Annotated in this window: 20 protein-coding genes; 9 read left to right on the top strand and 11 right to left on the bottom strand. The window is 70.1% G+C overall.

Annotated elements, in window-relative coordinates; all coding sequences use genetic code 11:
* Nucleotides 1-3 precede the first annotated feature (3 nt).
* A complete protein-coding gene (locus ACH49X_RS11315; RefSeq protein ID WP_323124527.1) occupies nucleotides 4-501 on the bottom strand; it encodes a DUF456 domain-containing protein in 498 nt (165 codons plus the stop codon).
* Nucleotides 502-687: 186 nt separating this feature from the next.
* Between ACH49X_RS11315 and ACH49X_RS11310 the strand changes: the two genes are divergently transcribed.
* Nucleotides 688-1,785, top strand: coding sequence for a CaiB/BaiF CoA-transferase family protein (locus tag ACH49X_RS11310; RefSeq protein WP_195080818.1), 1,098 nt, complete (start codon nucleotides 688-690; stop codon nucleotides 1,783-1,785).
* A gap of 311 nt (nucleotides 1,786-2,096) precedes the next feature.
* Here ACH49X_RS11310 and ACH49X_RS11305 read toward each other — a convergent pair whose 3' ends face one another.
* Nucleotides 2,097-3,602 (bottom strand): PLP-dependent aminotransferase family protein, encoded by a 1,506-nt coding sequence (locus ACH49X_RS11305; RefSeq protein ID WP_195080819.1) that lies wholly within the window; start codon nucleotides 3,600-3,602, stop codon nucleotides 2,097-2,099.
* Nucleotides 3,603-3,631: 29 nt separating this feature from the next.
* Between ACH49X_RS11305 and ACH49X_RS11300 the strand changes: the two genes are divergently transcribed.
* Both ACH49X_RS11300 and ACH49X_RS11295 read left to right on the top strand, forming a co-directional pair.
* Entirely contained in the window at nucleotides 3,632-3,868 is a 237-nt protein-coding gene (locus ACH49X_RS11300; RefSeq protein WP_195080820.1) for a hypothetical protein, read from the top strand.
* An 82-nt stretch (nucleotides 3,869-3,950) separates the two neighbouring features.
* Nucleotides 3,951-4,577, top strand: coding sequence for a methylated-DNA--[protein]-cysteine S-methyltransferase (locus ACH49X_RS11295; RefSeq protein ID WP_195080821.1), 627 nt, complete (start codon nucleotides 3,951-3,953; stop codon nucleotides 4,575-4,577).
* 449 nt (nucleotides 4,578-5,026) lie between these two features.
* Here ACH49X_RS11295 and ACH49X_RS11290 read toward each other — a convergent pair whose 3' ends face one another.
* From ACH49X_RS11290 to ACH49X_RS11280, 3 genes are all read right to left on the bottom strand, one after another.
* Nucleotides 5,027-5,311: a hypothetical protein gene (locus ACH49X_RS11290; RefSeq protein WP_195080822.1), complete on the bottom strand. Its 285-nt coding sequence runs from the start codon at nucleotides 5,309-5,311 to the stop codon at nucleotides 5,027-5,029.
* A complete protein-coding gene (locus ACH49X_RS11285) occupies nucleotides 5,308-7,914 on the bottom strand; it encodes a LuxR family transcriptional regulator (RefSeq protein WP_195080823.1) in 2,607 nt (868 codons plus the stop codon). The genes ACH49X_RS11290 and ACH49X_RS11285 overlap by 4 nt, the downstream gene beginning before the upstream one ends.
* Before the next feature lie 116 nt (nucleotides 7,915-8,030).
* Nucleotides 8,031-9,320, bottom strand: coding sequence for an adenylosuccinate synthase (locus ACH49X_RS11280; RefSeq protein WP_195080824.1), 1,290 nt, complete (start codon nucleotides 9,318-9,320; stop codon nucleotides 8,031-8,033).
* A 281-nt stretch (nucleotides 9,321-9,601) separates the two neighbouring features.
* Between ACH49X_RS11280 and ACH49X_RS11275 the strand changes: the two genes are divergently transcribed.
* Entirely contained in the window at nucleotides 9,602-10,261 is a 660-nt protein-coding gene (locus ACH49X_RS11275) for a hypothetical protein (RefSeq protein ID WP_357208886.1), read from the top strand.
* Nucleotides 10,258-11,034, top strand: coding sequence for a site-2 protease family protein (locus tag ACH49X_RS11270; RefSeq protein ID WP_357208887.1), 777 nt, complete (start codon nucleotides 10,258-10,260; stop codon nucleotides 11,032-11,034). The genes ACH49X_RS11275 and ACH49X_RS11270 overlap by 4 nt, the downstream gene beginning before the upstream one ends.
* Before the next feature lie 321 nt (nucleotides 11,035-11,355).
* Here ACH49X_RS11270 and ACH49X_RS11265 read toward each other — a convergent pair whose 3' ends face one another.
* The 3 genes from ACH49X_RS11265 to ACH49X_RS11255 all read right to left on the bottom strand — a co-directional run bounded on the left by ACH49X_RS11265 (nucleotide 11,356) and on the right by ACH49X_RS11255 (nucleotide 14,780).
* Nucleotides 11,356-12,492 carry an FUSC family protein gene (locus ACH49X_RS11265; protein WP_357110587.1) on the bottom strand — a complete coding sequence of 379 codons (1,137 nt, stop codon included), beginning with the start codon at nucleotides 12,490-12,492 and terminating at the stop codon, nucleotides 11,356-11,358.
* Nucleotides 12,493-12,564: 72 nt separating this feature from the next.
* Nucleotides 12,565-13,017: a DUF3151 domain-containing protein gene (locus tag ACH49X_RS11260; RefSeq protein ID WP_195080827.1), complete on the bottom strand. Its 453-nt coding sequence runs from the start codon at nucleotides 13,015-13,017 to the stop codon at nucleotides 12,565-12,567.
* 311 nt (nucleotides 13,018-13,328) lie between these two features.
* Nucleotides 13,329-14,780, bottom strand: coding sequence for a hypothetical protein (locus tag ACH49X_RS11255; RefSeq protein ID WP_357208888.1), 1,452 nt, complete (start codon nucleotides 14,778-14,780; stop codon nucleotides 13,329-13,331).
* Between the two features lie 262 nt (nucleotides 14,781-15,042).
* On the opposite strand from ACH49X_RS11255, the gene ACH49X_RS11250 reads away from it, so the two are divergent.
* A complete protein-coding gene (locus ACH49X_RS11250; protein ID WP_323124690.1) occupies nucleotides 15,043-16,008 on the top strand; it encodes a hypothetical protein in 966 nt (321 codons plus the stop codon).
* Between the two features lie 98 nt (nucleotides 16,009-16,106).
* A complete protein-coding gene (locus ACH49X_RS11245; protein WP_195080829.1) occupies nucleotides 16,107-17,168 on the top strand; it encodes a fused (3R)-hydroxyacyl-ACP dehydratase subunits HadA/HadB in 1,062 nt (353 codons plus the stop codon).
* Nucleotides 17,169-17,178: 10 nt separating this feature from the next.
* Here ACH49X_RS11245 and ACH49X_RS11240 read toward each other — a convergent pair whose 3' ends face one another.
* Complete coding sequence (locus tag ACH49X_RS11240; RefSeq protein WP_357110572.1) at nucleotides 17,179-18,645, bottom strand: DUF4185 domain-containing protein; 1,467 nt, start codon at nucleotides 18,643-18,645, stop codon at nucleotides 17,179-17,181.
* 284 nt (nucleotides 18,646-18,929) lie between these two features.
* Here ACH49X_RS11240 and ACH49X_RS11235 point away from each other — a divergent pair, with 284 nt between their 5' ends.
* Both ACH49X_RS11235 and ACH49X_RS11230 read left to right on the top strand, forming a co-directional pair.
* A complete protein-coding gene (locus ACH49X_RS11235; RefSeq protein ID WP_195080831.1) occupies nucleotides 18,930-19,295 on the top strand; it encodes an excalibur calcium-binding domain-containing protein in 366 nt (121 codons plus the stop codon).
* A gap of 35 nt (nucleotides 19,296-19,330) precedes the next feature.
* Entirely contained in the window at nucleotides 19,331-19,657 is a 327-nt protein-coding gene (locus ACH49X_RS11230) for an excalibur calcium-binding domain-containing protein (protein WP_357208889.1), read from the top strand.
* Here the strand turns inward: ACH49X_RS11230 and ACH49X_RS11225 are convergent.
* Both ACH49X_RS11225 and fbaA read right to left on the bottom strand, forming a co-directional pair.
* Nucleotides 19,654-20,772, bottom strand: a complete 1,119-nt coding sequence (locus tag ACH49X_RS11225; RefSeq protein WP_195080833.1) for a BTAD domain-containing putative transcriptional regulator — start codon at nucleotides 20,770-20,772, stop codon at nucleotides 19,654-19,656. The genes ACH49X_RS11230 and ACH49X_RS11225 overlap by 4 nt on opposite strands.
* A gap of 25 nt (nucleotides 20,773-20,797) precedes the next feature.
* Nucleotides 20,798-21,832: a class II fructose-bisphosphate aldolase gene (fbaA, locus tag ACH49X_RS11220; protein WP_195080834.1), complete on the bottom strand. Its 1,035-nt coding sequence runs from the start codon at nucleotides 21,830-21,832 to the stop codon at nucleotides 20,798-20,800.
* Nucleotides 21,833-21,941 lie beyond the last annotated feature (109 nt).

Here is a 21,941-nt window from a genome sequence, read left to right as displayed (position 1 = left end):
CGCTCAGACGGCGAAGACGCCCGCGAGCCAGACCCCGGTGGCCAGCAACGCGCCGAACAGCTCGATCAGCATGGACAGGCCGACGCCCTTCAACGCGTGCACCGTCGCCTGCCATGCCTGCCGGTTGACCCGCAGCCGCTGGAGTTCCCAGAGGTAAACGCCGAGAACGAAACCCACGAACAGGCCGACCACCGGGATCACGAAGAAACCGATCACGCCGAGGATCGCGCCGAGCAGGAGCGCGCGGTTGGACACTCCCGCGTCTTTCATCCGCCGCCCCGGCCAGGTGTATTTGACGACACCCGAGAGCACCAGCAGCACGGTGCTGATCGCGAAAACCGTCCAGGCCGTGGCGCCCCCGGTGAGGAATGCCCAGACGGCGATGGCCGCGAAGATCAGGATGACGCCCGGCAGGATCGGCACGACGATCCCGGCCAGACCGACCACGATCGCGAGACCGGCGAGAAGGTTGTACCACCCCTGATCAGACAGCGCTTCCACACGTGCAGCCTAGAGCCGGGCGCACCATCGGGCGAGCCGTCGATTCAGCGCCCGTGGACGTTCGAGGATGCCCAGGGCTTCGGCCCCCACGTTATTGTCATACTGTCAATACATCCTTCCCGGTGACTGCCGGGAGGACGCACCGGCCACCGGTGCGCTGGATCGAACGACGAACCGAGGTAGGGCGTGAGCACTCCATCCACCGCCAAGCAGGGCCCGCTCGCGGGCATCAAGGTCATCGAGCTGGCCGGGATCGGCCCCGGTCCGCACGCCGCGCTGCTGCTCGCCGATCTGGGCGCCGACGTGGTGCGGGTGCAGCGGGCCGGCCAGCTGCCCGGCGGGTTCGACCGTCCGCAGCTGCGCGGCCGGACCATCGTCGAGGCCAACCTCAAGGACCCCGCCGACATCGAGAAGGTGCTCGGCCTGGTCGAGAAGGCGGACGTGCTGATCGAGGGCTTCCGCCCCGGCGTCACCGAGCGATTGGGCATCGGCCCGGACGACGCGCTCGCCCGCAACCCGCGCCTGGTCTACGGACGGATGACCGGCTGGGGTCAGGAGGGCCCGCTGGCCGATCGCGCCGGGCACGACATCAACTACATCTCCATCACCGGCGTGCTGCACGCCATCGGCCGCAAGGGTGAACGCCCCGTTCCGCCGCTGAACATGGTGGGCGATTTCGGCGGCGGCTCGATGTTCCTGGTGTTCGGCATCCTCGCCGCGCTGGTCGAGCGGCAGCAGTCCGGCAAGGGCCAGGTGATCGACGCGGCCATGGTCGATGGCGCCCTTGCCCTTTCGCACATGATCTGGGGCATGCGCGGCGCGGGCGCCTGGTCCGATGAGCGCGGCGTGAATCTGCTCGACACCGGAATGTCGTTCTACGACACCTACGAAACCGCCGACGGCAAGTACATGGCGGTCGGCGCGATCGAACCGCAGTTCTACGCCCAGCTGCTCGCCGGGCTGGAGATCGACGCCGACGGCCTGCCGTTCCAGCTCGATCCCGCCGGGCAGGACACGCTGAAAAAGCTTTTCGCCGAACGCTTCCGGACCAAGACGCGGGACGAGTGGGCCGAGATCTTCGTCGGGACCGACGCGTGCGTCTCCCCCGTGCTCACGTTCGAGGAGGCGACGCGCAACGAGCACATCGCGGCCCGCGGCTCACTGCTCGAGCTGGACAACATCACTCAGCACGCCCCCGCGCCGCGATTCTCCCGCACCCCGAACGGAATTCCGACCCCGCCGCCGACCACCGCCACCCCGATCGAAGCGGTCTGGGCCGAGTGAGCATCGGGCGGGGTGGCGTGGCGCCATCCCGCCCCGTGGCCGATAATTGAAACTTGTAACATACCAACCGGTTCGACAGTTTCGTGCCGGTCCTGCCATACTGTCCGCGAGCAGGTGGCTTTTCGAGAATCGCGGACCGCATGCGGTCCGCTCCTTGACCGCCGCTCTCGCCGGAGGCCTTCGCGCCGTGCGAGCTTCTGCACACCGCCCGAGCACGACGAGGGCCAGTCCCGAGGGGTGGCAGGCCGATCGTGCTCGGCGGTGTGGGAACATGCCGCAGGCGGAGGCACTCCCACCTCGTCGAAATCGCCTCAGTAGCAGGTCAACGGCGTCAACGGATCCGCGGCGCGCGGCGTGAGCGCCGCGTAGGCGGACGCGATGGCCTTGACCGCCAAACGCAATTCGGGTTCCTGGTGGGTGAACGGCAACCGCAGGAACCGTTCGAACGCGCCCTGCACACCGAATCGGGGTCCGGCCGCGAGCAATACGCCGTGGTTGGGAGCCGTGGCGGCCAACGCCGTCGAAACGGAGGTCGGCAGCTGCGCCCACACCGACATTCCGCCCGCGCCGACGCTGACGCGCCAGTCCGGCAGTTCCTCGGCGAGCGCGTCGAGCAGTGCGGCACGCTGCGAGCGCAATTGGTCCCTGCGCCGGTCGAGAATCGCCTCCGCGTGCTCCAGCAGATGCACGGTGGCCAGCTGATCCATCACGGGGGTGCCGAGGTCGACCGTGGAGCGGATGCCGAGCAGCTTGGTGATCAGCGCCTGGCTGGTCCGGATCCAGCCGACGCGCAGACCGCCCCAGAACGATTTCGAGGCCGAGCCGATGGTCACGATCTCGGAGCCTTTGGCGAAGGCGGCGACCGGCGGCGGCGGAACTTCGTCGCCGAGCCCGAGGTCCGCCATCGATTCGTCGATCACGATGGTCATCCTGGTCTCCCGCGCGATGGCGGCCAGTTCGGCGCGGCCGTCGGCGTCGAGCAGCAGGCCGGTCGGGTTGTTGTAGTCCGGCACCAGATAGGCCAGGCCCGCCGCGGTCTGCCGCGCGGCGCTGCGGATGCCGTCGAGGTCCCAGCCGCCCGCCGGGTCCTCCGGGCGCAGCGGCACCGGCACCGGCCGCGCGCCCACGTCGCGGATCGCCTCGATGGCGTTCGGGTAGGTCGGATGGTCGATCAGCACGCGGGCGGCGGGCACCGTGAGCACGTTCAGCAGCAGGCGCAGGCCGTGCTGGGCGCCGAGGGTGACCAGGATCTGATCGGGCTCGGTGGGCAGCCCGCGCGCGGTGTAGCGGCGGGCGATGGCCTCGCGGAGCGCGAGCACGCCGACCGGGTCCATACCGTGCGTGCCGAGGTAGGCCGGAATCCCTTCCAGAGCGACGGAATACGCGTCCTGCATCTCCAGCGGGGCGGCCATGGCGGCATAGGTCATGTCGACGGTGGGCAACTCGGGCGAGCCCATCATCGCCAGGATGCTGCGGGCCGGTTTGACGCCGTCGTGCTGCACGTCGCGAGGCAGGGCCACCGTGCTGCGCGAGCCCTGGCGGCTGATCAGGTAGCCGTGCTCGCGCAACAGCGCGTAGGTGGAGGTGATGGTGGTGCGGCTGACCCCGAGGGTGGCGGCGAGATCCCGTTCGCTGGGCAAGGCGACGCCCAGCGGCGCGCGCCCGTCGTGGATCAGCAGCCGGATGCCCTCGGCGAGCGCCAAGTAGGCCGGGCGAGTGGACCGCCGCCCGGCCGCATCCGGATCGCCGTCGTGCGCGTGCCGCCAACGGCCCAGATCGCGAGCCAGGCTGCCCGCGCCGATCACTCTCGTCGCCATCGGTCCAGTATCGGCTGATTGGATATTCATTGGCAAGGCCAGTGGCGCGCACGCTGGCGGACATGACCGTCCTCGCCACTCTGCTCTCCGCCGCCCTGCTCGGCTTCCTGATCCACCGATTCGCGCCGGACCGCGACACCCGCACCTTCCGCCTCGAACGCTTCCACCCCCGGACACGGATGTCGGACCAACCTCTCTCCTATTACGAGCACCAGCGGAGATACTCCGACCTCGCCGCGATCCACAGCCGTGGCGAAGCGCCATAAGCGATCCGGATATCTAAAGCCAGTTTCGGAAAACTGGACCGCTCATTGCGCACTTGTCGGTCCCGCGGTGCAGACTTGCCTCATGAGTGACGCCGCTCGCCTCGCCGCCGATCGTCCGGCGGCCGAGGCCACCGAGCCTGAGGTCTCCGGCCGCCCCGCACCGTCCGGCCCGATCGCGGCGACGCTGTTCGACACCGCGATCGGCTGCTGCGCGATCGCGTGGAACGAGCACGGCGTGATCCGTTTCCAGCTCCCGGAGGCGACCCCAGCGGCTACCCGCGCGCGCATCACACGCGGACGCACCGGCGAGCGAATCCACGAAGAGCCGCCCACGGGCGCCGTGGCCGCCGCCATCGCGGGCATCCGCGCCCACCTCGCCGGCGAACTCGACGACCTGCGCTGGATCGCACTGGACACCAGCGGGATTCCCGACTTCCACCGCGCCGTCTACGCCGTCACGCGCGCCATCGACCCGGGCCACACCCTCAGCTACGGCCAGGTCGCCCACCTCGTCGGCGCCCCGGGCGGCGCACAGGCGGTCGGACAAGCCCTGGGCCGTAACCCGATCCCCCTGATCATCCCGTGCCACCGCGTCCTGGCCGCCGACCACGCCTTACACGGCTTCTCCGCCCCCGGCGGCATCGACACCAAGCAGCGCCTCTTGGCCATCGAGCGCACCCCGGGCTTCGGCGAGCCCACCTTGTTCTGAACGACCGCTGCCGCAAATACATCGAACGCCGCAGCGCCGCTTCGAATTGCCGCCGCAGACCATCAACCAGCTCGACCACGTCTCGAGCGAAGCGAGACCAAGCAACCGCCGTTCGCGGCCCGCTCGTGTCTACCCAGCTGCGGCATACGCGAAGAAGGAGCGCGCGGGTCGGTCGAAGAAAGCCGACACCAGCCACGACGAACGGGCGTGCCCCCGGCAGCGAGCCGCGACACCGACGCGCCCAGCGCACCTCGACCACGACTTTCGAGCGAAGCGAGACCGAGCATCCGCCGTTCGCGGCCCGGCTCGCGTGTGCGCGGCCGCCGCGTACGCGACGAAGGAGCAAGCGGCGGTCGCGCACACGCGAGCCACAAAGGGGCCGCGAACACTCAGCGCCGAAGGCGCGGCAATTCAGCACAGCACACCCAGCGCCGCGGGCGCTGGAGAAATCACAGCACCGGGTGGGCGCGGTAGAAGTCGCAGGCTTCTCCCGTGATGTAGCCGTCCTCGCAGCCGAAGTAGGTCTGGATGCAGGCGTTCGTCGAGCAACCGAGTTCGATCAGCTTCTGCCTGACCCGGGCGTTGCGCTCCTGCGGCGTCTCGGTCTTCGGCGCGACCGTCGCCGAGGCAGGCGCAGAACTGGGAACTGGCTGCGGCTGCCGGTCCGAGCATCCGGCGGCCAGGACCAGTCCGGTCGCCATCGTCGCGATCACCGCGGCGGGCCGCAGGGTCACATCGCGCTCCCGGACTCACCGCGCATCAGCGCGCCGAGGGACTCCCGATCGGTGACGTCCATCTTGATGCAGGCCCGGTAGAGATGGCCTTCGACGGTGCGCACCGAGACGGTGAGCCGGTCGGCGATCTGCCGGTTGGACAGGCCCGCGGCGACGAGGTTGGCGATCTCGCGTTCCCGCGCGGTCAAGGGCAAGGGTTGCGCGGCCTGCCGCAGCGCCGGGGTGCTCGCTCCGCCGCAGGCGGCGGCGAGCCGGTTGGCCGCGGCGGCGGACTCCAGCAACTTGCGCCGGTCCCCGGCGCGCTCGTGTGCCGAGGCGGCCTGCGCCGCGGCGTCGGCGGCCGACAGCAGCACGCCGATGCGCTCGAATTCGGCCGCGGCCGCGTCCAGCCCGGGTCCGTCGTGGGCGGCGAGCGCGACCGCGTGCCGCGCTTGCGCCTGGACCAGCCGCCCTTCCACCCGGTCGGCCAGTTCCGCCAGTCGCCCGGACACGGAATGGTCGCCGAAGCGGGCCGCGGTGTGCAGCGCCATGGCCTCGATCGCGTGCTGATGCGAGCGCGCGGCCGCGTCCGCGGCGCCCACCGCGATGCGGATGGCGGGCGTCACGGTTCCTTCGGCTGCGGCCAGCCAAGCACGCGCCACTTCCAGTTGCGGTTCGTACACGGCGCTGTGCCTGCCGCCCCGCGCGGTGGCGTGCGCGATCGACTCGGCGGCCTCGACGGGCCGACCGAGCGCCGAATACGCTTCCGCCAGGCGGATTCGCGCGGGGAACATCCATGCGGCCGCGCCCTCCGCGGCCAATGCGGCCAGCGCCTGTTCCAGATTCTCGATGCCGTCCAGGAAGCGGCCCTGCGCCACATCGACGGTGCCTTGCAGGATCTTCGACATGCCCCAGGCCAGATACTGACCCGGCGATGAGTAGCCGACGAACGCCCCCGCGCAGCGCCTGGCGGCCTCCAGATCGCCCGCGAATGTCAGGGCGAGCACCTCGGCGTGCGTGGACATGAAGCGGTTGAGCCCGTCGATGTGCTCTTCCACCTCGTGCCCGCGGGCGGCGTACCGCCTGGCGTCCTCGGCCTTGCCCATCAACGCCGACGCCAGGCCGCCGCCGAACGACGCCCACCACACCGCCCACGGCGGCGCGCCGTCGGCGGACATCACCGCCTCCGCCTCGGCGATCGCGTCGTCGACGCGGTTCTCGTTCACCAGGCTGGCGGACGCAAGACCGGTGAAGATGGCCGCGATCTTCGGATGCCGCACCTTCCCGCGCACGAGCTTCAGCACCTCGTCGGCGCGATCGGCATCGCCCATGGCCCACAACAGGTTCGCCACCCTGGTGCTGCCCCAGCGCGCCAACTGCACCTCGTCGAGCTGGTCGGGGTCGAAGCTGGCCAGGGTGCGCTCGGCCTCGATCCGGTGCCCCTGCCACAGCAGGGCGCGCGCCAGCAGGTCGGCGGCCTCCACGCCGCCGCGCCGCTCCACGGCTGCGCGGGCGAAACGCTCGCCCAGCGGCAGATTCGCCAATCCGATCGCGTCGGCCGCGGCCGCTTCGAACAATTCCAGATCCGCGGATTTGTCACTGTCCAGCGCCAATTCGGCCAGCCGGATGCGGTCGGCGGCGGAATTGATCCGGCGTTCCTTGAGCGAGGAATACAACCGGCCGCGCAGCCGCCGCGCCGAGGCGATGCCGAGCCTGCGGCGGATCACCTCTCCGAACAGCGGGTGGTTGTAGCGCACGATCAGATCGCGCGAATTCTCCACCACCCGGATCACACCGCGCGTTTCGGCGGCTTCCACCGCGTCCTCGCCCGCCAATTCGGCGAGCACGTCGAGATCGATCGGCTCGCAGAAGGTCAGCAGTTCCAGCACCCGCAGCACCGGCTCGGGCAACTGCTCGACCCGGTCCTCCAGCAGCGCGGCAAGCTCCGAGGTCACCGCCGCGCGTCCACGCAGTTGCCACACGCCGTTGACCTGACGCAGCGTGCCCGCCTCCAGCGCTCCCTCCACCAGATGCCGCAGGAACAGCGCGTTTCCGGCGGATGACTCCCACATCAGATTGGCGGTGAACCCCTCGAGCTGCCCGCCGAGCATCGACTCCACCAGTTCGACGCTCTGGCGCTGGGTGAACGGCCGCAGGTCGATGCGCGTCAGGTGGCCGTCTTTCCACAGTGAGGTGACCGCGTCCGGCACCGGAACGCCGCTGCGCACGGTCACCACGATGTGCGCGGCTTTGTCGATCGCCAGTTGCAGCAGCAGCGTGGCGGAGAGCTGATCGAGCAGATGCGCGTCGTCGACGCCGATCACCGTGTCACCGTCGGCGAGCAACGCCTCGCGCGCCGCCGACATGAACGTGACCGGATCGTGCGCCGTATAGACGCCGACCATGTGCGCGAACACGCCCAGCGGGATGCTGCGCGCCGACTCGGTGCCCGCCACCCAGCGGACATTGCCCCCGATCGCGGAGGTGGCGTGCCGGGCCAGGGTGGTCTTGCCCACCCCGGCGTCGCCGGTCAGTACCACGCCGACGTGCTCCGGACCGGTCAGCGCCGCACGGATCGCCTCGAATTCGCTCTCGCGCTCGATCATCGGCCAGTTCCGAGCCATGTTCCAACTGTAGTTCTTCACCGATCATGATCGAAGCCGAGCGAGCACGATAGATGTGGCGAATTTCCGGTGATCTTGCCGAAATTCCGCTGGCCGACGCGGAATTCGAACAGGTTCTAACCCAGTACGTCGTGCCGGACGATGGTCTGGTCCCGCCCAGGACCCACACCGATGCAGGAAATACGCGCGCCGGACAGCTCCTCCAATCGCAACACGTACGCCTGAGCGTTGGCGGGCAGCTCCTCGAAGGTGCGCGCACCGGAAATGTCCTCCCACCAACCGGGCATTTCCTCGAAAATGGGCTTCGCGTGATGGAATTCGGTCTGCGTGGTCGGCATCTGCTCGACCCGCTCGCCGTCGACCTCGTAGGCGACGCAGATCGGCACCGTCTCCAGACTGGATAGAACGTCCAGTTTGGTGAGGAAGTAGTCGGTGATGCCGTTGACCCGGGTGGCGTAGCGCGCGATCACCGCGTCGAACCAGCCGCAGCGGCGGGCGCGCCCGGTGGTGACGCCGACCTCGCCGCCGGTCTTGGCCAGGTACGCGCCGAACTCGTCGAACAGCTCGGTGGGGAACGGACCGGAACCGACCCTGGTGGTGTAGCACTTCAGGATGCCGAGCACCGTGTTGATCTTGTTGGGTCCGATGCCTGCGCCGACCGCCGCGCCGCCCGCGGTCGGGTTCGACGAGGTGACGTACGGGTAGGTGCCGTGGTCCACGTCGAGCAAGGTGCCCTGCGAGCCCTCCAGCAGGACCGTCTCACCGCGCTCGAGCGCAAGGTTCAGCCGCAGCCTGGTGTCGGCGATCCGGTGCTTGAAGCTGTCCGCCTGGGTGAGCACCTCGTCCACCACCTGCTGCGGGTCGAGCGCGCGGCGGTTGTAGATCTTGACCAGCACCTGGTTCTTGAACTCCAGCGCCGCCTCGACCTTCTGGGTGAGGATCTTCTCGTCCAGCACGTCCGCGACGCGCACGCCGACGCGGGCCACCTTGTCCTGGTAGCACGGCCCGATGCCGCGGCCGGTGGTGCCGATCTTCTTGTTGCCGAGGAAGCGTTCGGTGACCTTATCGATGGCCACGTGGTACGGCATGATCAAGTGCGCGTCGGCCGAGAGCAGCAGCCCCGAGGTGTCGACGCCGCGCTGCTCCAGGCCCGCCAGCTCGTCCAGCAGCACGCCGGGGTCGACGACGACACCGTTGCCGATGACGTTCGTCACGCCGGGGGTCAGGATGCCGGAGGGGATCAGGTGCAGGGCGAAGTTGTCGCCGTTGGGCAGGACCACGGTGTGACCCGCGTTGTTGCCGCCTTGGTACCGAACCACCCAGTTCACCCGACCACCGAGCAGATCGGTTGCTTTGCCCTTCCCCTCGTCGCCCCACTGGGCGCCGATCAGGACGATTGCCGGCATGGTCGTGTCTCCTACGGTTCGACAGGCAACACTGGTGTGTTGCAGCTACCTGCCGTACTGAGGCGGTGGCCGGAAGCACAGTCTAGCCGACCCGTCCCGAGCGGCATCGCGGCGGATCTCGTCGTAGGCTCGACAACCGTGTGGCCGCGGCCGGGCAGGGCTAAGGTTGCACGGCACGCCGAGCGGCAGCGCGGCGGGCACGGGCGAGCCGCAGCGGGTTCGCCAGGCAATGGCGAGGGGCCCGACGGTGTCGGCTCGAACCGAGGAGGGTGTACGGCAGCTTGAGTACCCATGTTCTCCGCTGCGACGGCGCCCCCGTACCCATCGCGCTCGCGGCGCTGCCGACCACCCAGACGGCCGTCGTCCCCGATCCCGCCGTGATCGATGAGCTGCTTCCCGTGCTGGCCGCCGACAGCCTGCCGCGCCTGATCGTGCTGGGCGACGACGCCGCGCTCGCCGCGGTGCTCACCCATCTGATGCGCACCGAGCGCCTGCACGTGGAGATCGGGTACGTCCCGGTCGAGAAGACCTACGCCTCGCGCGCCTACCAGACCGGCACCGGCAACGCCGCCGCCAAGCGCGCCATCGGCGGCCGCGCCGTGGAGACGCCGCTGGTCCGCGACGACACCGGCAAGGTACTCGCGGGCCGGGCGGTGATCACCGGCGTCGGCGGCGATCGGCTCGAAGGCGAGGCCTACGTCGACGACACGCTGCTGTTCTCCGGTGAGGTGACGGCCATGCTCGTCTCGCCGTGCCTCGAACCGCCAGGTGTGCGGGCTGCCGTGCGGCGCAGGTTCCGCAAACGGCGCTGGGTGGAGGGGCGAGCGGCGCAGCTCGGCACGCCGGGCGCGATCGTGACCAGGGACGGCGTCCGCGCCGATCGCCCGGTGCCGCGCTCGAGTTTCTACCGCCATCACGAACCCTGGCTGCTGGTGCGATGAGTTTTTCCCTGAACCGCCGATCGCGTGCGGTCCGGCCGAGCCCGGTGTTCCTGCTCGTGGTCGTGGTGACCGCGGTCGGCGGCGCGCTGGCCTGGGATGCACCGCTGGATTCCACCAGAGCCAAGGCCGGTGTGTTCGTCCTCGTGGTGTTCGGCTGGGTGGTCTCGCTGTGCCTGCACGAGTTCGCCCACGCGTACACGGCGTGGCGCGCGGGTGATCGCGAGGTGGAGTTGCGCGGCTACCTGACGCTCAACCCGCTGAAGTACAGCCATCCGCTGCTGTCGATCGTGTTGCCGATGGTGTTCATCGCGTTGGGCGGGATCGGCCTGCCCGGCGGCGCGGTCTACGTGCACACGCACAATGTCGCGCCGCGCACGCAACGGATCATCAGCGGCGCGGGGCCCGCCGTGAACGCGCTGTGCGCCGTGCTGCTGCTGGCGATCGTGCGGATCTGGGGCAGCTCCGGTACGCACGCCGCGTTCTGGTTCGGCCTGAGCTTCCTCGCGTTCCTGCAGATCACGGCGACGCTGCTGAACCTGGTCCCGCTGCCGGGCCTGGACGGCTACGGCATCGTCGAGCCGTCGCTGAGCTACCAGACCAGACGCTCGCTCGACCAGTTCAAGCCGTTCGGCATGCTGATCCTGTTCGCGCTGCTGTCCACCCCCGCGATCAACCAGGTGTTCTTCGACGCGGTGTACGCGCTGTTCGAACTGTCCGGCGTTCCGTCGAATTGGTCCCGCTACGGCAGCTACCTGACGCGGTTCTGGACCTGATCTTCGGCGACCCGCCGCAGCGGCCGTGCTGCGTGGCGCGGGGCCGCCCGGTCGGGTTGCCGAACGGCCCCGCTTCTTCGCCCGTGTCCGATCCCGCCCCCTCCCGGCCGCCACACCCCTTGGCCGGGAGGTCCTTTCGTCCACGTGCGAAGCGATCGACCGCGATACCCCGCGACTCGCGGTCACATCGCAAAGCTACGACGAGACGACGCGCGCAACCCGAGTAGCGGACTACCCGAAGATCGAATTCGCGGCGCGCCGCGTCCGGCGCGGACCACTGTGCCCGGCACGAATGTCCGAATACCGCTGAGTAGTACGGCTTCAGACCTCGGGCCGCACGTAAGGGTTCTTGACCGTCGGCGGCAGCAGGGCAATCGCCGAGATACGTTGCACGCCACACACCTGCATCAGGTCTACCAGCGTGGATCGCACCTGCGCGAAGACGACGTGCGCCGAAAGCCCCGCGCCGGCTACCAATTCCGGTCGCGCGCCCTTCGCGACCGAGCGCAAGACGCGGGCCGCCTCGGCGCGGTCGGGCTGCTCGCCGGGGTCGGCCAGCATCATCCGGCGCACCACGTCGACGGCCTGGCCGAGCCGCTCCACTTCGTCGATCAAGCCCGGGTTGAGGATTTCGTCGTCGCGCACCAGGGTCAGGGAGCGCCGCAACAGGACTCGGGTGTTGCGGATGGCGTTGTCCAGCGGATCGGCCGTGGCCCTGATGCGTTCGAGGCGGGGGCGGGAGTTCCAGTACAGCGGGGAGATCCGGCTGATCTCGCGACCGCCTTCCAGGGTGGCGCGCAGCGAGTCGATCTGCGGCTGGGTGGCGCGCATCGCGGTGAGCGCGCGGTGCAGCTTCTCCGGATCCTGTTCGAGCAGTCCGTCGGCGCATTCGGTGATCGATCTGCCCATCACGCCGAGGATGTCGGCGGCCAGCGTCCGCGCCCTGCGCACGGGATGCAGGGGGATCGCGGCGACCACCACCACGCCGACCAGACCGCCCACCAAGGCGTCGATCATGCGGGAAAGGCCACCGCCCGCCGATGGCGGCAGCAACGTCGCGACCAGTACGGCGGAGCTCGCCGCCTGCACGGTGATGACCGGACCGCCGTCCAGGAACACCGCCGCGGCCATGGCGACCGCGACCACCAGCGCGATCTGCCACACGCCGGTACCCGCGTGGGAAATGAACAGATCGCCGATGCCGATGCCGACCGCGACGCCGACCACCAGCTCCACCGAGCGACGCAGCCGCGCGCCGAAGGAGATGCCCATCGACACGACGGCGGCCGTCGGCGCGAAGAACGGCAGCGCGTGGCCGATGACGTGATGCGCGAGAAACCAGGCCAGCGCTGCGCCGACCGCGCACTGGACGATCGGCAGCGCCGACCGGCGCAGCCGGGCCCACGAGGCGCGCAACCGCGCCGTGCCGCGCGCGCGGGCCGCGCCGAACCGCGACATCGGGTCGAACGCACCCGGCGCCAGGCCGCCACCCGTCATCGAATCGCTACGCGGTGCTCCGATCACTACGACTCAGTCGAGACCGAGCTCCGCGGCCGCGTTGGGGTCGCAGTCTTCCAGCAGGTCGAGGCAGCGCGCGTACTCGTCGTTCTCGCCGATCGCCTTGGCGGCGCGAGCCAGCGCGCCGACGCTGCGCAGGAAGCCGCGATTGGGTTCGTGGCTCCACGGCACCGGACCGAAGCCCTTCCAGCCGTTGCGGCGCAGCAGGTCGAGGCCGCGGTGGTAGCCGGTGCGGGCGAACGCGTACGCGGCGATGATGTCGTGATTGACCGCATCGTCCTCGGCTTCGCCACGGGACAGCGCCGCCTCGGCGAGATGCGCCCAGGCGATCGAGGCGGCGGGGTGCTCGGCCGCGACCCGCACCGGATCGGCGCCGTCGAGGAGCGCGTCCTCGGCGTCGGAGAGTTCTGGTAGCAATACCGGTTGCGGTCCGAGCAGGTCACCGAACGAGGTCATGCGGTTCATTGTGCACCGCACGACGGTTTGCTCGTCAGGCGGCTGCGCTCAGGCGGGGAGACGGACGGCCGCTGTTTCGCCGATGCCGGTGTGCCCGGTCCGCGGCCTATCTCGTGGCTGTCCGACCCCGGTTCGGCGCCGATGACTTCGCAACGGCCGCGTGCACCCCGCGGACGGCTGCGTCCCGCTCGTTCCCGTGATGCCGTCCCCTCTTCCCACCCCTGCGCCGTCCACTGCGCGAGTCGCTCCGCGTCCGTTCGGATCGACGTGGACTGATGCCGGACCTCGCCGGGCCACGACCATTAGGCTGGCCGTCGAGTTCAAACAGTTCCGCTTTGACGAGGGGTGTGCGTGTCCGACCCGAACGACGAGAAGAATCCGGCGCCCAACAGCGCCGAACCGGCCGACGCCGCCGGGGCCGACGCACGCCCCGGCGCTGGCACCGACCGCACCCCGGCCGCGGACAAGAGCGGCCCGGCGGCATCCGCCGCGCCCACCGAACGCATCGCCAAGGCGCAACGGCCGGATGCCGCGCCCGCCGGGGCCGGCCCATCCTCGGGTCGCGGCGCGTCGGCGGCGAGCCCGAAGGCGGGGTCGGGCGGTTCGGTTCCCGGCGCGCAGGCAGCCCGAGCATCCGCCGATCCGGGCAGCGGTCCGACCTCGTCCAAGAGCACCGACGCGCCGTCGAACGCGGGGGGCGCGAAATCAGCGAACGGTCCTGCGGGCCAATCGAACTCACCGGCCTCCGCCCAGAGGCCCGGCGGCTCCAGGCCTGCGGGGACCGCGCAGAACGCGGGGTCCGGCCAAAGCGCGGGGTCCGGGCAGCCTCCCTCGCCCGCAGCGGGCGGCGCGAAGCTCGTAACTCCGGACAATCGAACAGGCTCCGCCGCACGACCTGCTTCCTCGAATCCCCCCGCTGCCGGCGTCCGGAGTGAGTCGGCCGCACCCAAGGCCAGTGGCACGACCTCCGAGGGCACACCGTCCTCCGGTCCGGCATCCGACGCGAAGACTCCGTCGCCGAGTTCAGCGCCGAGGCCCGCGGGCGCAGCCGCTTCTGGCGCGCCGGGCAGCGTCGGTAAACAGAACCCCCCTGCCGCCACACAGCACCAACCGGGCCGACCCGGCGCGACACCAGCGGGCAGCCAGAAGACACCACCACCCTCCGGCTCCGCACCGGGCGGCGCCGGTAAATCGCACGCACCCGCTGCCGCACAGCCCCAAGCCGGCCGACCCGGCGCGACCCCGGCAGGCAGCCAGAACACGTCGCCGTCCGCAGGCTCCGCCGCTTCGAGCGCGCCGGGCGTCAAGGGCGCGGCGCCTTCCGGACCGGCAGGTCCCGGCCGGGCGAACGCCCCGATAGACGAGGTCGGTAGCCGATCAGCGCGCACCGGCGCGGGCGCGTCCGCACCGAGTCGGACCACGGGCGCCGATGCGGAGACCACCGAGATCGACAGCAAGTCCGCGTCGAAGCAGCGGGAGTCCGGCGGCGCACCGCGGCCCGGTTCCGCACCGAACCCACCGCAGACCGGCAGCGCACCGAAGCCCGCATCCGCACCGAACCCACCGCAGACCGGCAGCGCACCGAAGCCCGCTTCCCCACCGAACCCACCGCAGACCAGCGGCGCACCGAAGCCCGCATCCGCACCGAGCCAGCCGGAGACCGGCGGCGCACCGCGGCCCGGTTCCGCACCGATCCCACCACAGACCAGCGGCGCACCGAAGCCCCCCACCGCGCCGAACCAGCCGGGCGATGCCCGCACTGTGGTGATCAAACGGGATCAGACGCCGTCGGGTGCGGCGCGCGGTTCCGCGCCGGGCACGGCTCCTGCGAGCGGATCCGCTGCGCAAGACGCTGCATCGCAACCAGTTCAACCCGCCAAGGGCAAGGCAGCACCCGAGTCCGGTGCGAAAGCGGGACCCGCCGGTGGCGCGGCCGCCGCGAAGGGGACGCCGGGCGCGTCGGGTGATTCCCCTTCCGCCGCCTCGGAGGCGAAGAGTTCGCCGAGCCCGCAGGGCGGCGAATCCGCGACCGTCGTGATACGCAAGCCGCAGCCGTCGGCCGGACCGGCTCCCGCGCAGGAGCGCGCCGCCGAATCCACTCCGGCCGAGGCGCAGAACCCGCCCGGTTCGGATGACGTCACGATGGCGATGCCGGTGGTCGGCCTGGACGACGCGAAGACCGTCGCGCTGCCCATCCAGCGTCCCGCCGACGGCGGAAGGCCGGGCACCGATCGCGTGGTCACGCCACCGGCGGGTCCGGTTCCGGTCACCAAGCCGCCGAGCACGCCGCGTCCGGCTCCGGGCCCCAAACAGCCCGGCCCGCACGGCGCGCCGCCGCAGCACGGACCGGGAGTCGAGGACACGCGCCCGTCGCCGCAGCGCCCCCAGGGCCGGCCGCGACAGGTGGCGACAGCGCCGTCCCCCGCGGACGTCCAGCAGACCGTGCCCGCGCAGTCGATGGGCGATCCGCGCGCGCCGCAGACCCGGCCCGTCGCACCGCCGCAGCGGATCCCTCCGGCTCCGCAGCCCGGCGCGGGCGCGTCGGCCGGCGGCCCGGCTCGGCCCGATCGACGGCTGATCGTGCTCGGCGCGGCGGCCGTGGCGGTGATCGCGCTGATCGGGGTGATCGTGGCGCTGGTCACGATGTCCGGCGACGACTCTCCCGAGGCTCAGGTGCGCAGCGCCATCACCAGCTACACCGACGCGCTGAAGAGCGGCGATCTGGACGCGCTGCGCTCCACCACGTGCGGTCCGCTGCACGACTTCTATCAGGGCATTCCGAGCGACCAGTTCGCCGGCGTGCACAAGTTGTCGATGGAACGCAAGAACATCCCGGTGGTGGACAGCATCGACGCCATCCGCATCACCGACGGCACCGCCATCGCGCAGGCCACGGTCTACACCGAGGCCGACCCGGCGAAGCGGTCGGCACGCACCTTCGACCTGCAGCACACCGACGACGGATGGAAGGTCTGCGACCCGCCCTCGAGCACCCAGTAACCGCGCCGCATTGTGATAGCGGGCACGCATCGATGCCGGTCACGCACGTCACACCCACCTGGTCAATGGTCCGGTCCGGCAGTAGCATGGCCCGGATCATGAGCAGGGAGCAGACGATGGCGCGGCCGGAAATCGATGTCGTCCCGGTGACGCCGATCGGACAGCGTTTCCGGGTGCGTGACCACTACGAGGTCGGCCGGGAGAAGGTCAGGGAATTCGCCCGCGCGGTACAGAACCACCACGCGGCGCACCAGCGCGAAGCCGACGCACGCGCGCTCGGGTACTCCGGGCTGATCGCGCCGCCGACCTTCGCCTCGGTGATCGGGATGAGCGGGACGAGGGCGCTGCTCGACTCGGTGCTCACCGAGTACGACCTCTCGCAGTTCCTGCAGACCGATCAGGTCTTCGAGATCTACCGGCCCATCCTGGCCGGCGACCGGGTGCGCAGCGAGATCATCATCGAATCGATCCGGCAGTTCGGCGACAACGACTTCATCCTGGTGCGCTTCTCGCTGAGCAACCAGCACGGCGAGGTCGCCATCGTCGGGTCGACCACGATCGTCGCGCGCCGCGGCGCCGATGTCGGCGCCACGCTCGACGACGTGGTGGAGAACATCATGATGCACGGCCGCCCGGTCGAATCCCGCAGCGCCGACTTCGCGCACAACGACGCGCTGGTGTCGCTCGGCGTCAGCCCGCTGGTGGAGCCGGAGCGGCACGAGTCCACACCCGTGCACACGCTGCCCGCCTTCGACGACCTCGCCGCGGGCGATCGGTTGCCCGACGGCGCGTTCCGGCTGACCCGCGGTGACCTGGCGAACTACGCGGGCGTGTCCGGCGACGCCAATCCCATTCACTTCAGCGACCACGCCGCGCAGCTGGCCGGGCTGCCGACGGTGGTCGCGCACGGCATGCTGACCATGGGCTTGGCCGGCGGCTACCTCACCTCCTGGCTGGGCGATCCCACCGCGATCCAGAAGTTCAGCGTGCGGTTCTCCGGCTTCGTCCCGGTCGCCGCCGACGCGGCTGGCACGGTCGAGTTCACCGGACGGATCAAGTCGCTGGACTCCGCCGCGCGCACCGCGACCATCCTGCTCGGCGGCACCTCCGAGGGGCGCAAGTTGTTCGGCCGCGCGCTGGCCGAGGTCCGGCTGCGCTGACCGGAGCGGATCACTCGCCGACGGCCGAGTGCATCAGGTAGACGTTGTAGTCGCTCCAGGTCGACATGGTGAAGTAGAGATCGGAGCCCGACGACCACGGGTGGATGAAGCCGCCGTACAACTCCGGATAGCTCAGCGCCGACACCGTCGGCGTGCTGTCGGACCACACCCCCTGCGGTGCGTCCGCCTCCCGGACGACGAGCGCGGCCTTCGTCGTGTCCAGGTAGCTCATCTGCCAGACGTCGCGGGCGGCGTCGTAGCGGACCGACAGTTCACCGACGGGGCCGTCCACGATCGGCGTGGCCGAGCCGAAGCCGCCGACAGGGGTCCAGGCGCCGTCTCGCCAGTACTGATAGGCGGTGGTGTTGAGCAGCTGGTCTTCCGGCACCCTGGCCAGGCCGACCGCGCCGAGGCGGGTATTGGGCGTGCCGAACATGTAGACGTAACCCCCGTGCGGCACCATCGCGCTGACCTGGAAGTTCGCCAGCCCGAAGATGTTGTCCCAGCGGGCGTGCGGATCCTTCGTCCAGGTCTGGCCGTGGTCGTCGGAGTAGGCGATGCCGCCGTAGTTGGTGAAGAACGTGCCCGGCAGGCTGTTCCAGGTCCGAATGGACATGTAGCTGAGGTACTGTCGCCCGCCCAGCGCGAAACCCGAGGTGGGAATGGTGGTGACCTCGACGTTGTCGAGCTTGCGGCTGGAGAGCACCTCGGCCGCGTGGCAGCGGTCGTCGGTGACCATCCGGTCGAAGCTCACCCCGTCGGCGAGATCGCGGTCGGTGCTGAAAGCCAGCACGTTGCTGCGCCAATCCAGCCCCATACCGCCGGGCGGATGGAAGCCGCGCCCGACGGTGTCGCCGAACGCCGTCGCGATCTCGCCGGGTGCGCTCTCCCACATGATGCCGAGATCGGTGCCGTCCACCTGCCAGCGTTTGTCGGTGCGGTTCACCGAGTTCGCGCCGGTCAGCTTCGCCACCTCGCGGGCCGGACTCAGGCGCGGGGCCGGGCGGGCGGGTGACTGCGCCGCGGGTTCGACCGGCGGCTGCACCGGCGGTGGTGGAGGCGGCACCTGGCCGGGATCGGGACCGGGGCCCGGGATCGCGAAGTGGAACGGTTTGGGATTGAGCAGGATCTCCGGAATGCCGAGCTGTGCGGCGAGACTCGGTGGGGGTGCGGGCAGATCGGTGAGATCGGGACAGGGATTGGCGCAGGGGTCCGGCGGGAGTTCCATCCGCGTTCGCTTCGGCGCGGGTTCGGGCAGCTGGGCCGGGAGCACGGTGACCACCGGATAGGGAATCGGCACCTCCAGCGTCTTCGGCACCAAAGGCTCGTGAGTCGCCACCGGGTCGGTCGCGCACGGCCCGACTCCCGCGAGCGGGCCTGCCGCTTCGGGCTCGGCGGCGGCAGACCCGTCGGTGTACACGAGCATTCCCGCGCCGACCACGATCGCGCCGATCGCGGCGAACATTCGCATCGCCATTGCAAACCCCTCGAAATCCATTGCGGACACGAACCTTGCGAAGACGAACCAGGGGAACGACCCTACCCCGTTCGCCTTTCGAAAAGGGGGCAGACCGACACGCCCAATAAAGAGGATGAATCTGCTTCATTTCCACGGCGAAGCGTCCCTGATTTGCTAGCGTCCATTTCGCGGCAACTCCAGTCGGGGAGAGCGGCCGTCGGAGCGCGTCTGCGCGCCTGAATTCGAAACCGTTTGCGCCGAGCGTGTTCCATCATGCGCGGCCCCGACCAAGAACGGATCACATGAAGAACGCACTCCTGCGCGCCTTGCTCGGCATCGGCTCCGCCGGTCTGCTCGCCACCGCCGTCGTCACCTTCGGGTCGCCCGTCGCCGCGGCCGATCCACTCACCGACCTGCTCTGCGGCTCCGGGTCCGCGCAGTTCTGCCCACCGCAGGCGGCGCCGCCTCAGGCCCCTCCGCAGCCGGGTAATCCACCGGCCCCGAACAACCCACGGCAGCCGAACAATCCGCCGCCGCAAGCGCCACCGAGCCCGTACTACAAGAACTGCACGGAAGTCCGCAACGCCGGTAAGGCTCCGCTGTTGCGCGGACAGCCGGGTTACGCCCCGCACCTGGACCGCGACAACGACGGAATCGCCTGCGAATAGGGCGCACCGGCCGATCCGGGAGCAGGATGGAGGACGTGACCAAGTCAGTTCTCCGCGTCGCACCCGCGATCGCGGCGGCGCTGCTGGCGGCGGGAGCGAGCGCGCTCGTGCCGTCGGTGGCGTCCGCCGCCGCGCCCGCGGCTGTCGCGATCGCCGGACCGCACGACGACCACCCGATCCCGCACAACCGGACCGGGCCGAAGGGCGACAGCGCGCGACCCGAGGAACCCGCCGAGCGGTCCCCCGAGATCTACACCGACTGCGACCAGGTGCGCGCCGAGGGCGCCGGGCCGCTGTACCGCGGGCAACCCGGCTTCAACGCGCACCTGGACCGGGATGGCAACGGCATCGCCTGCGACTAGTGCAGCGCCTGGAAGGTCAGGATCGTCCCGCCGATCCTGATCCGGTCGCCGTCGGCGAGCAGCACGCCGCTGTCGATCGCGTCGTCGTTGACGAACACGCCGTTGGCCGAATGCAGATCCTTGATGAGCAGACCGGAGCGACTCGGCATGATGTGCGCGTGGTAGCGGCTGGCTCGCGGATCCTCCAGCACCAAGTCGTTGTCGGTCATCCGGCCGATCCGCAGGCCGCCCTGCGCGATCGCCACCACGCGACCGTCCGGCATCCGCAGCTGGCCGGAGCGGACGGCGCGCGGCACCTCGGTGACCGTCTCGGTCATCGCCGCGGCCAGGCGTTCCACTTGCCGTAGTTCGACCGTGCTCAGCGGCTCCTGCCGCAGCACGCGCTGCTCCAGATCGATCAGCGCCGGTCCCGGATCGATGCCGAGCTCGTCGGCGAGCACGCCGCGCACCTTCCGGCACGCCTCCAGCGCGTCCGCCTGCCGGCCGGACAGATACAGCGCGGTGATCAACTGCCCCCACAGCGGTTCCCGCAGCGGGTGCTCGTTGGTCATCGCGACCAGCTCGCCGATCACCGAAGACGCTCGCCCGCAAGCGATCTCGGCGTCGATCCGGGCCGAAGCGGCCAGCAGCCGCTCCTCGTCCATGGCGGTGGCGAATCCGTCGGCGAACTGCAACCCGGCCAGATCGGCCAGCGCCCGGCCGCTCCACTCGCGCAGCGCGGAGCCGAACAGCTGCGCCGCCCCGGCGTGATCGCCCGCCTCGGCGGCGCGGGCGCCCGCCTCCCGCGCCGCCTGGAAACGGCCCAGATCGCACGCGGTCTCGTCGATCTCCAGCCGGTAGCCCGACGACTCGGTGCGCAGCACCGCCGCCGGGTCGACGCCGGAATTGCGCAGCGCCTTGCGGATGTTCGAGACGAAGACCTGCAGACTGGCGGCGTAGGCGTCGGGCGGTTCCTCGTTCCACACCAGATCGGCGAGCGCGGCCGACGACACCGCGCGCCGCCGATTCACCGTGAGCGCGGCGAGCAGAGCTCGCGGTTTGGGCCCGCCGACGGCCACCGGCTCACCACCGACGAGCAGCCGAACGGGCCCGAGCACGCGCACATCCAAACTCATGTGCACCAAGCTGGGTGTATCAGGATCAGGCGCTGATCGAGCGTCCAGCCGACTTGAGATCGTTGCACGCCTCCACCACGCGCGCCGCCATCGCCGCCTCGGCCTTCTTCAGGTAGCTGCGCGGGTCGTAGGTCTTCTTGTTGCCCACTTCGCCGTCGATCTTCAGCACGCCGTCGTAGTTGGCGAACATGTGGCCGGCCACCGGCCGGGTGAACGCGTACTGGGTGTCGGTGTCGACGTTCATCTTCACCACGCCGAAGCGCAGCGAGTCCTCGATCTCGGACTTCAGCGAGCCGGAACCGCCGTGGAAGACGAAGTCGAACGGCTGCGCGTCGGCGCCGAGGCCGAGCTTGGCCGCCGCGACGCGCTGGCCCTCGGCGAGCACTTCCGGCTTGAGCACCACGTTGCCCGGCTTGTACACGCCGTGCACGTTGCCGAAGGTCGCCGCGAGCAGGTACTTGCCGTTCTCACCCGCGCCGAGTGCGTCGATGGTCTTCTCGAAGTCCTCCGGGGAGGTGTAGAGCTTCTCGTTGATCTCGGCCTCGACACCGTCCTCCTCGCCGCCGACGACGCCGATCTCGACCTCGAGAATGATGTTCGCGGCGTGAGTGGCCTTCAACAGCTCCTTGGCGATCTCGAGGTTCTCGTCGATCGGGATCGCGGAACCGTCCCACATGTGCGACTGGAACAGCGGGTTGCGGCCCGCGTTGACCCGCTCCTGGGAGATCGCCAGCAGCGGACGGACGAACGTGTCCAGCTTGTCCTTCGGGCAGTGGTCGGTGTGCAGCGCGATGGTCACGTCGTACTTGGCCGCCACCACGTGCGCGAACTCGGCCAGCGCCACCGCGCCCGTGACCATGTCCTTCACACCCTGGCCCGAGCCGAATTCCGCCCCGCCGGTGGAGAACTGGATGATGCCGTCGCTGCCTGCGTCGGCGAAGCCCTTGATGGCCGCGTTGATGGTCTCCGACGACGTGCAGTTGATGGCCGGGAAGGCGAAGGAATTGGCTTTGGCCCGACCGAGCATCTCGGCGTAGACCTCCGGAGTCGCGATGGGCACTGTAAGACCTCCGTGTTGTGCGGCAAAGACCTATTTTGTCAGCCTTCACCCTAAGGCAGCGGTGTTTCGCCTGGTATGCAGGGAGGCGGTGCGCAGTTGACGCACCGGT

This window comes from Nocardia sp. NPDC019323 (genome assembly GCF_044389845.1).
GTDB classification, from domain to species: domain Bacteria; phylum Actinomycetota; class Actinomycetes; order Mycobacteriales; family Mycobacteriaceae; genus Nocardia; species Nocardia implantans.
This window is presented reverse-complemented; position numbering and strand designations above follow the sequence as displayed.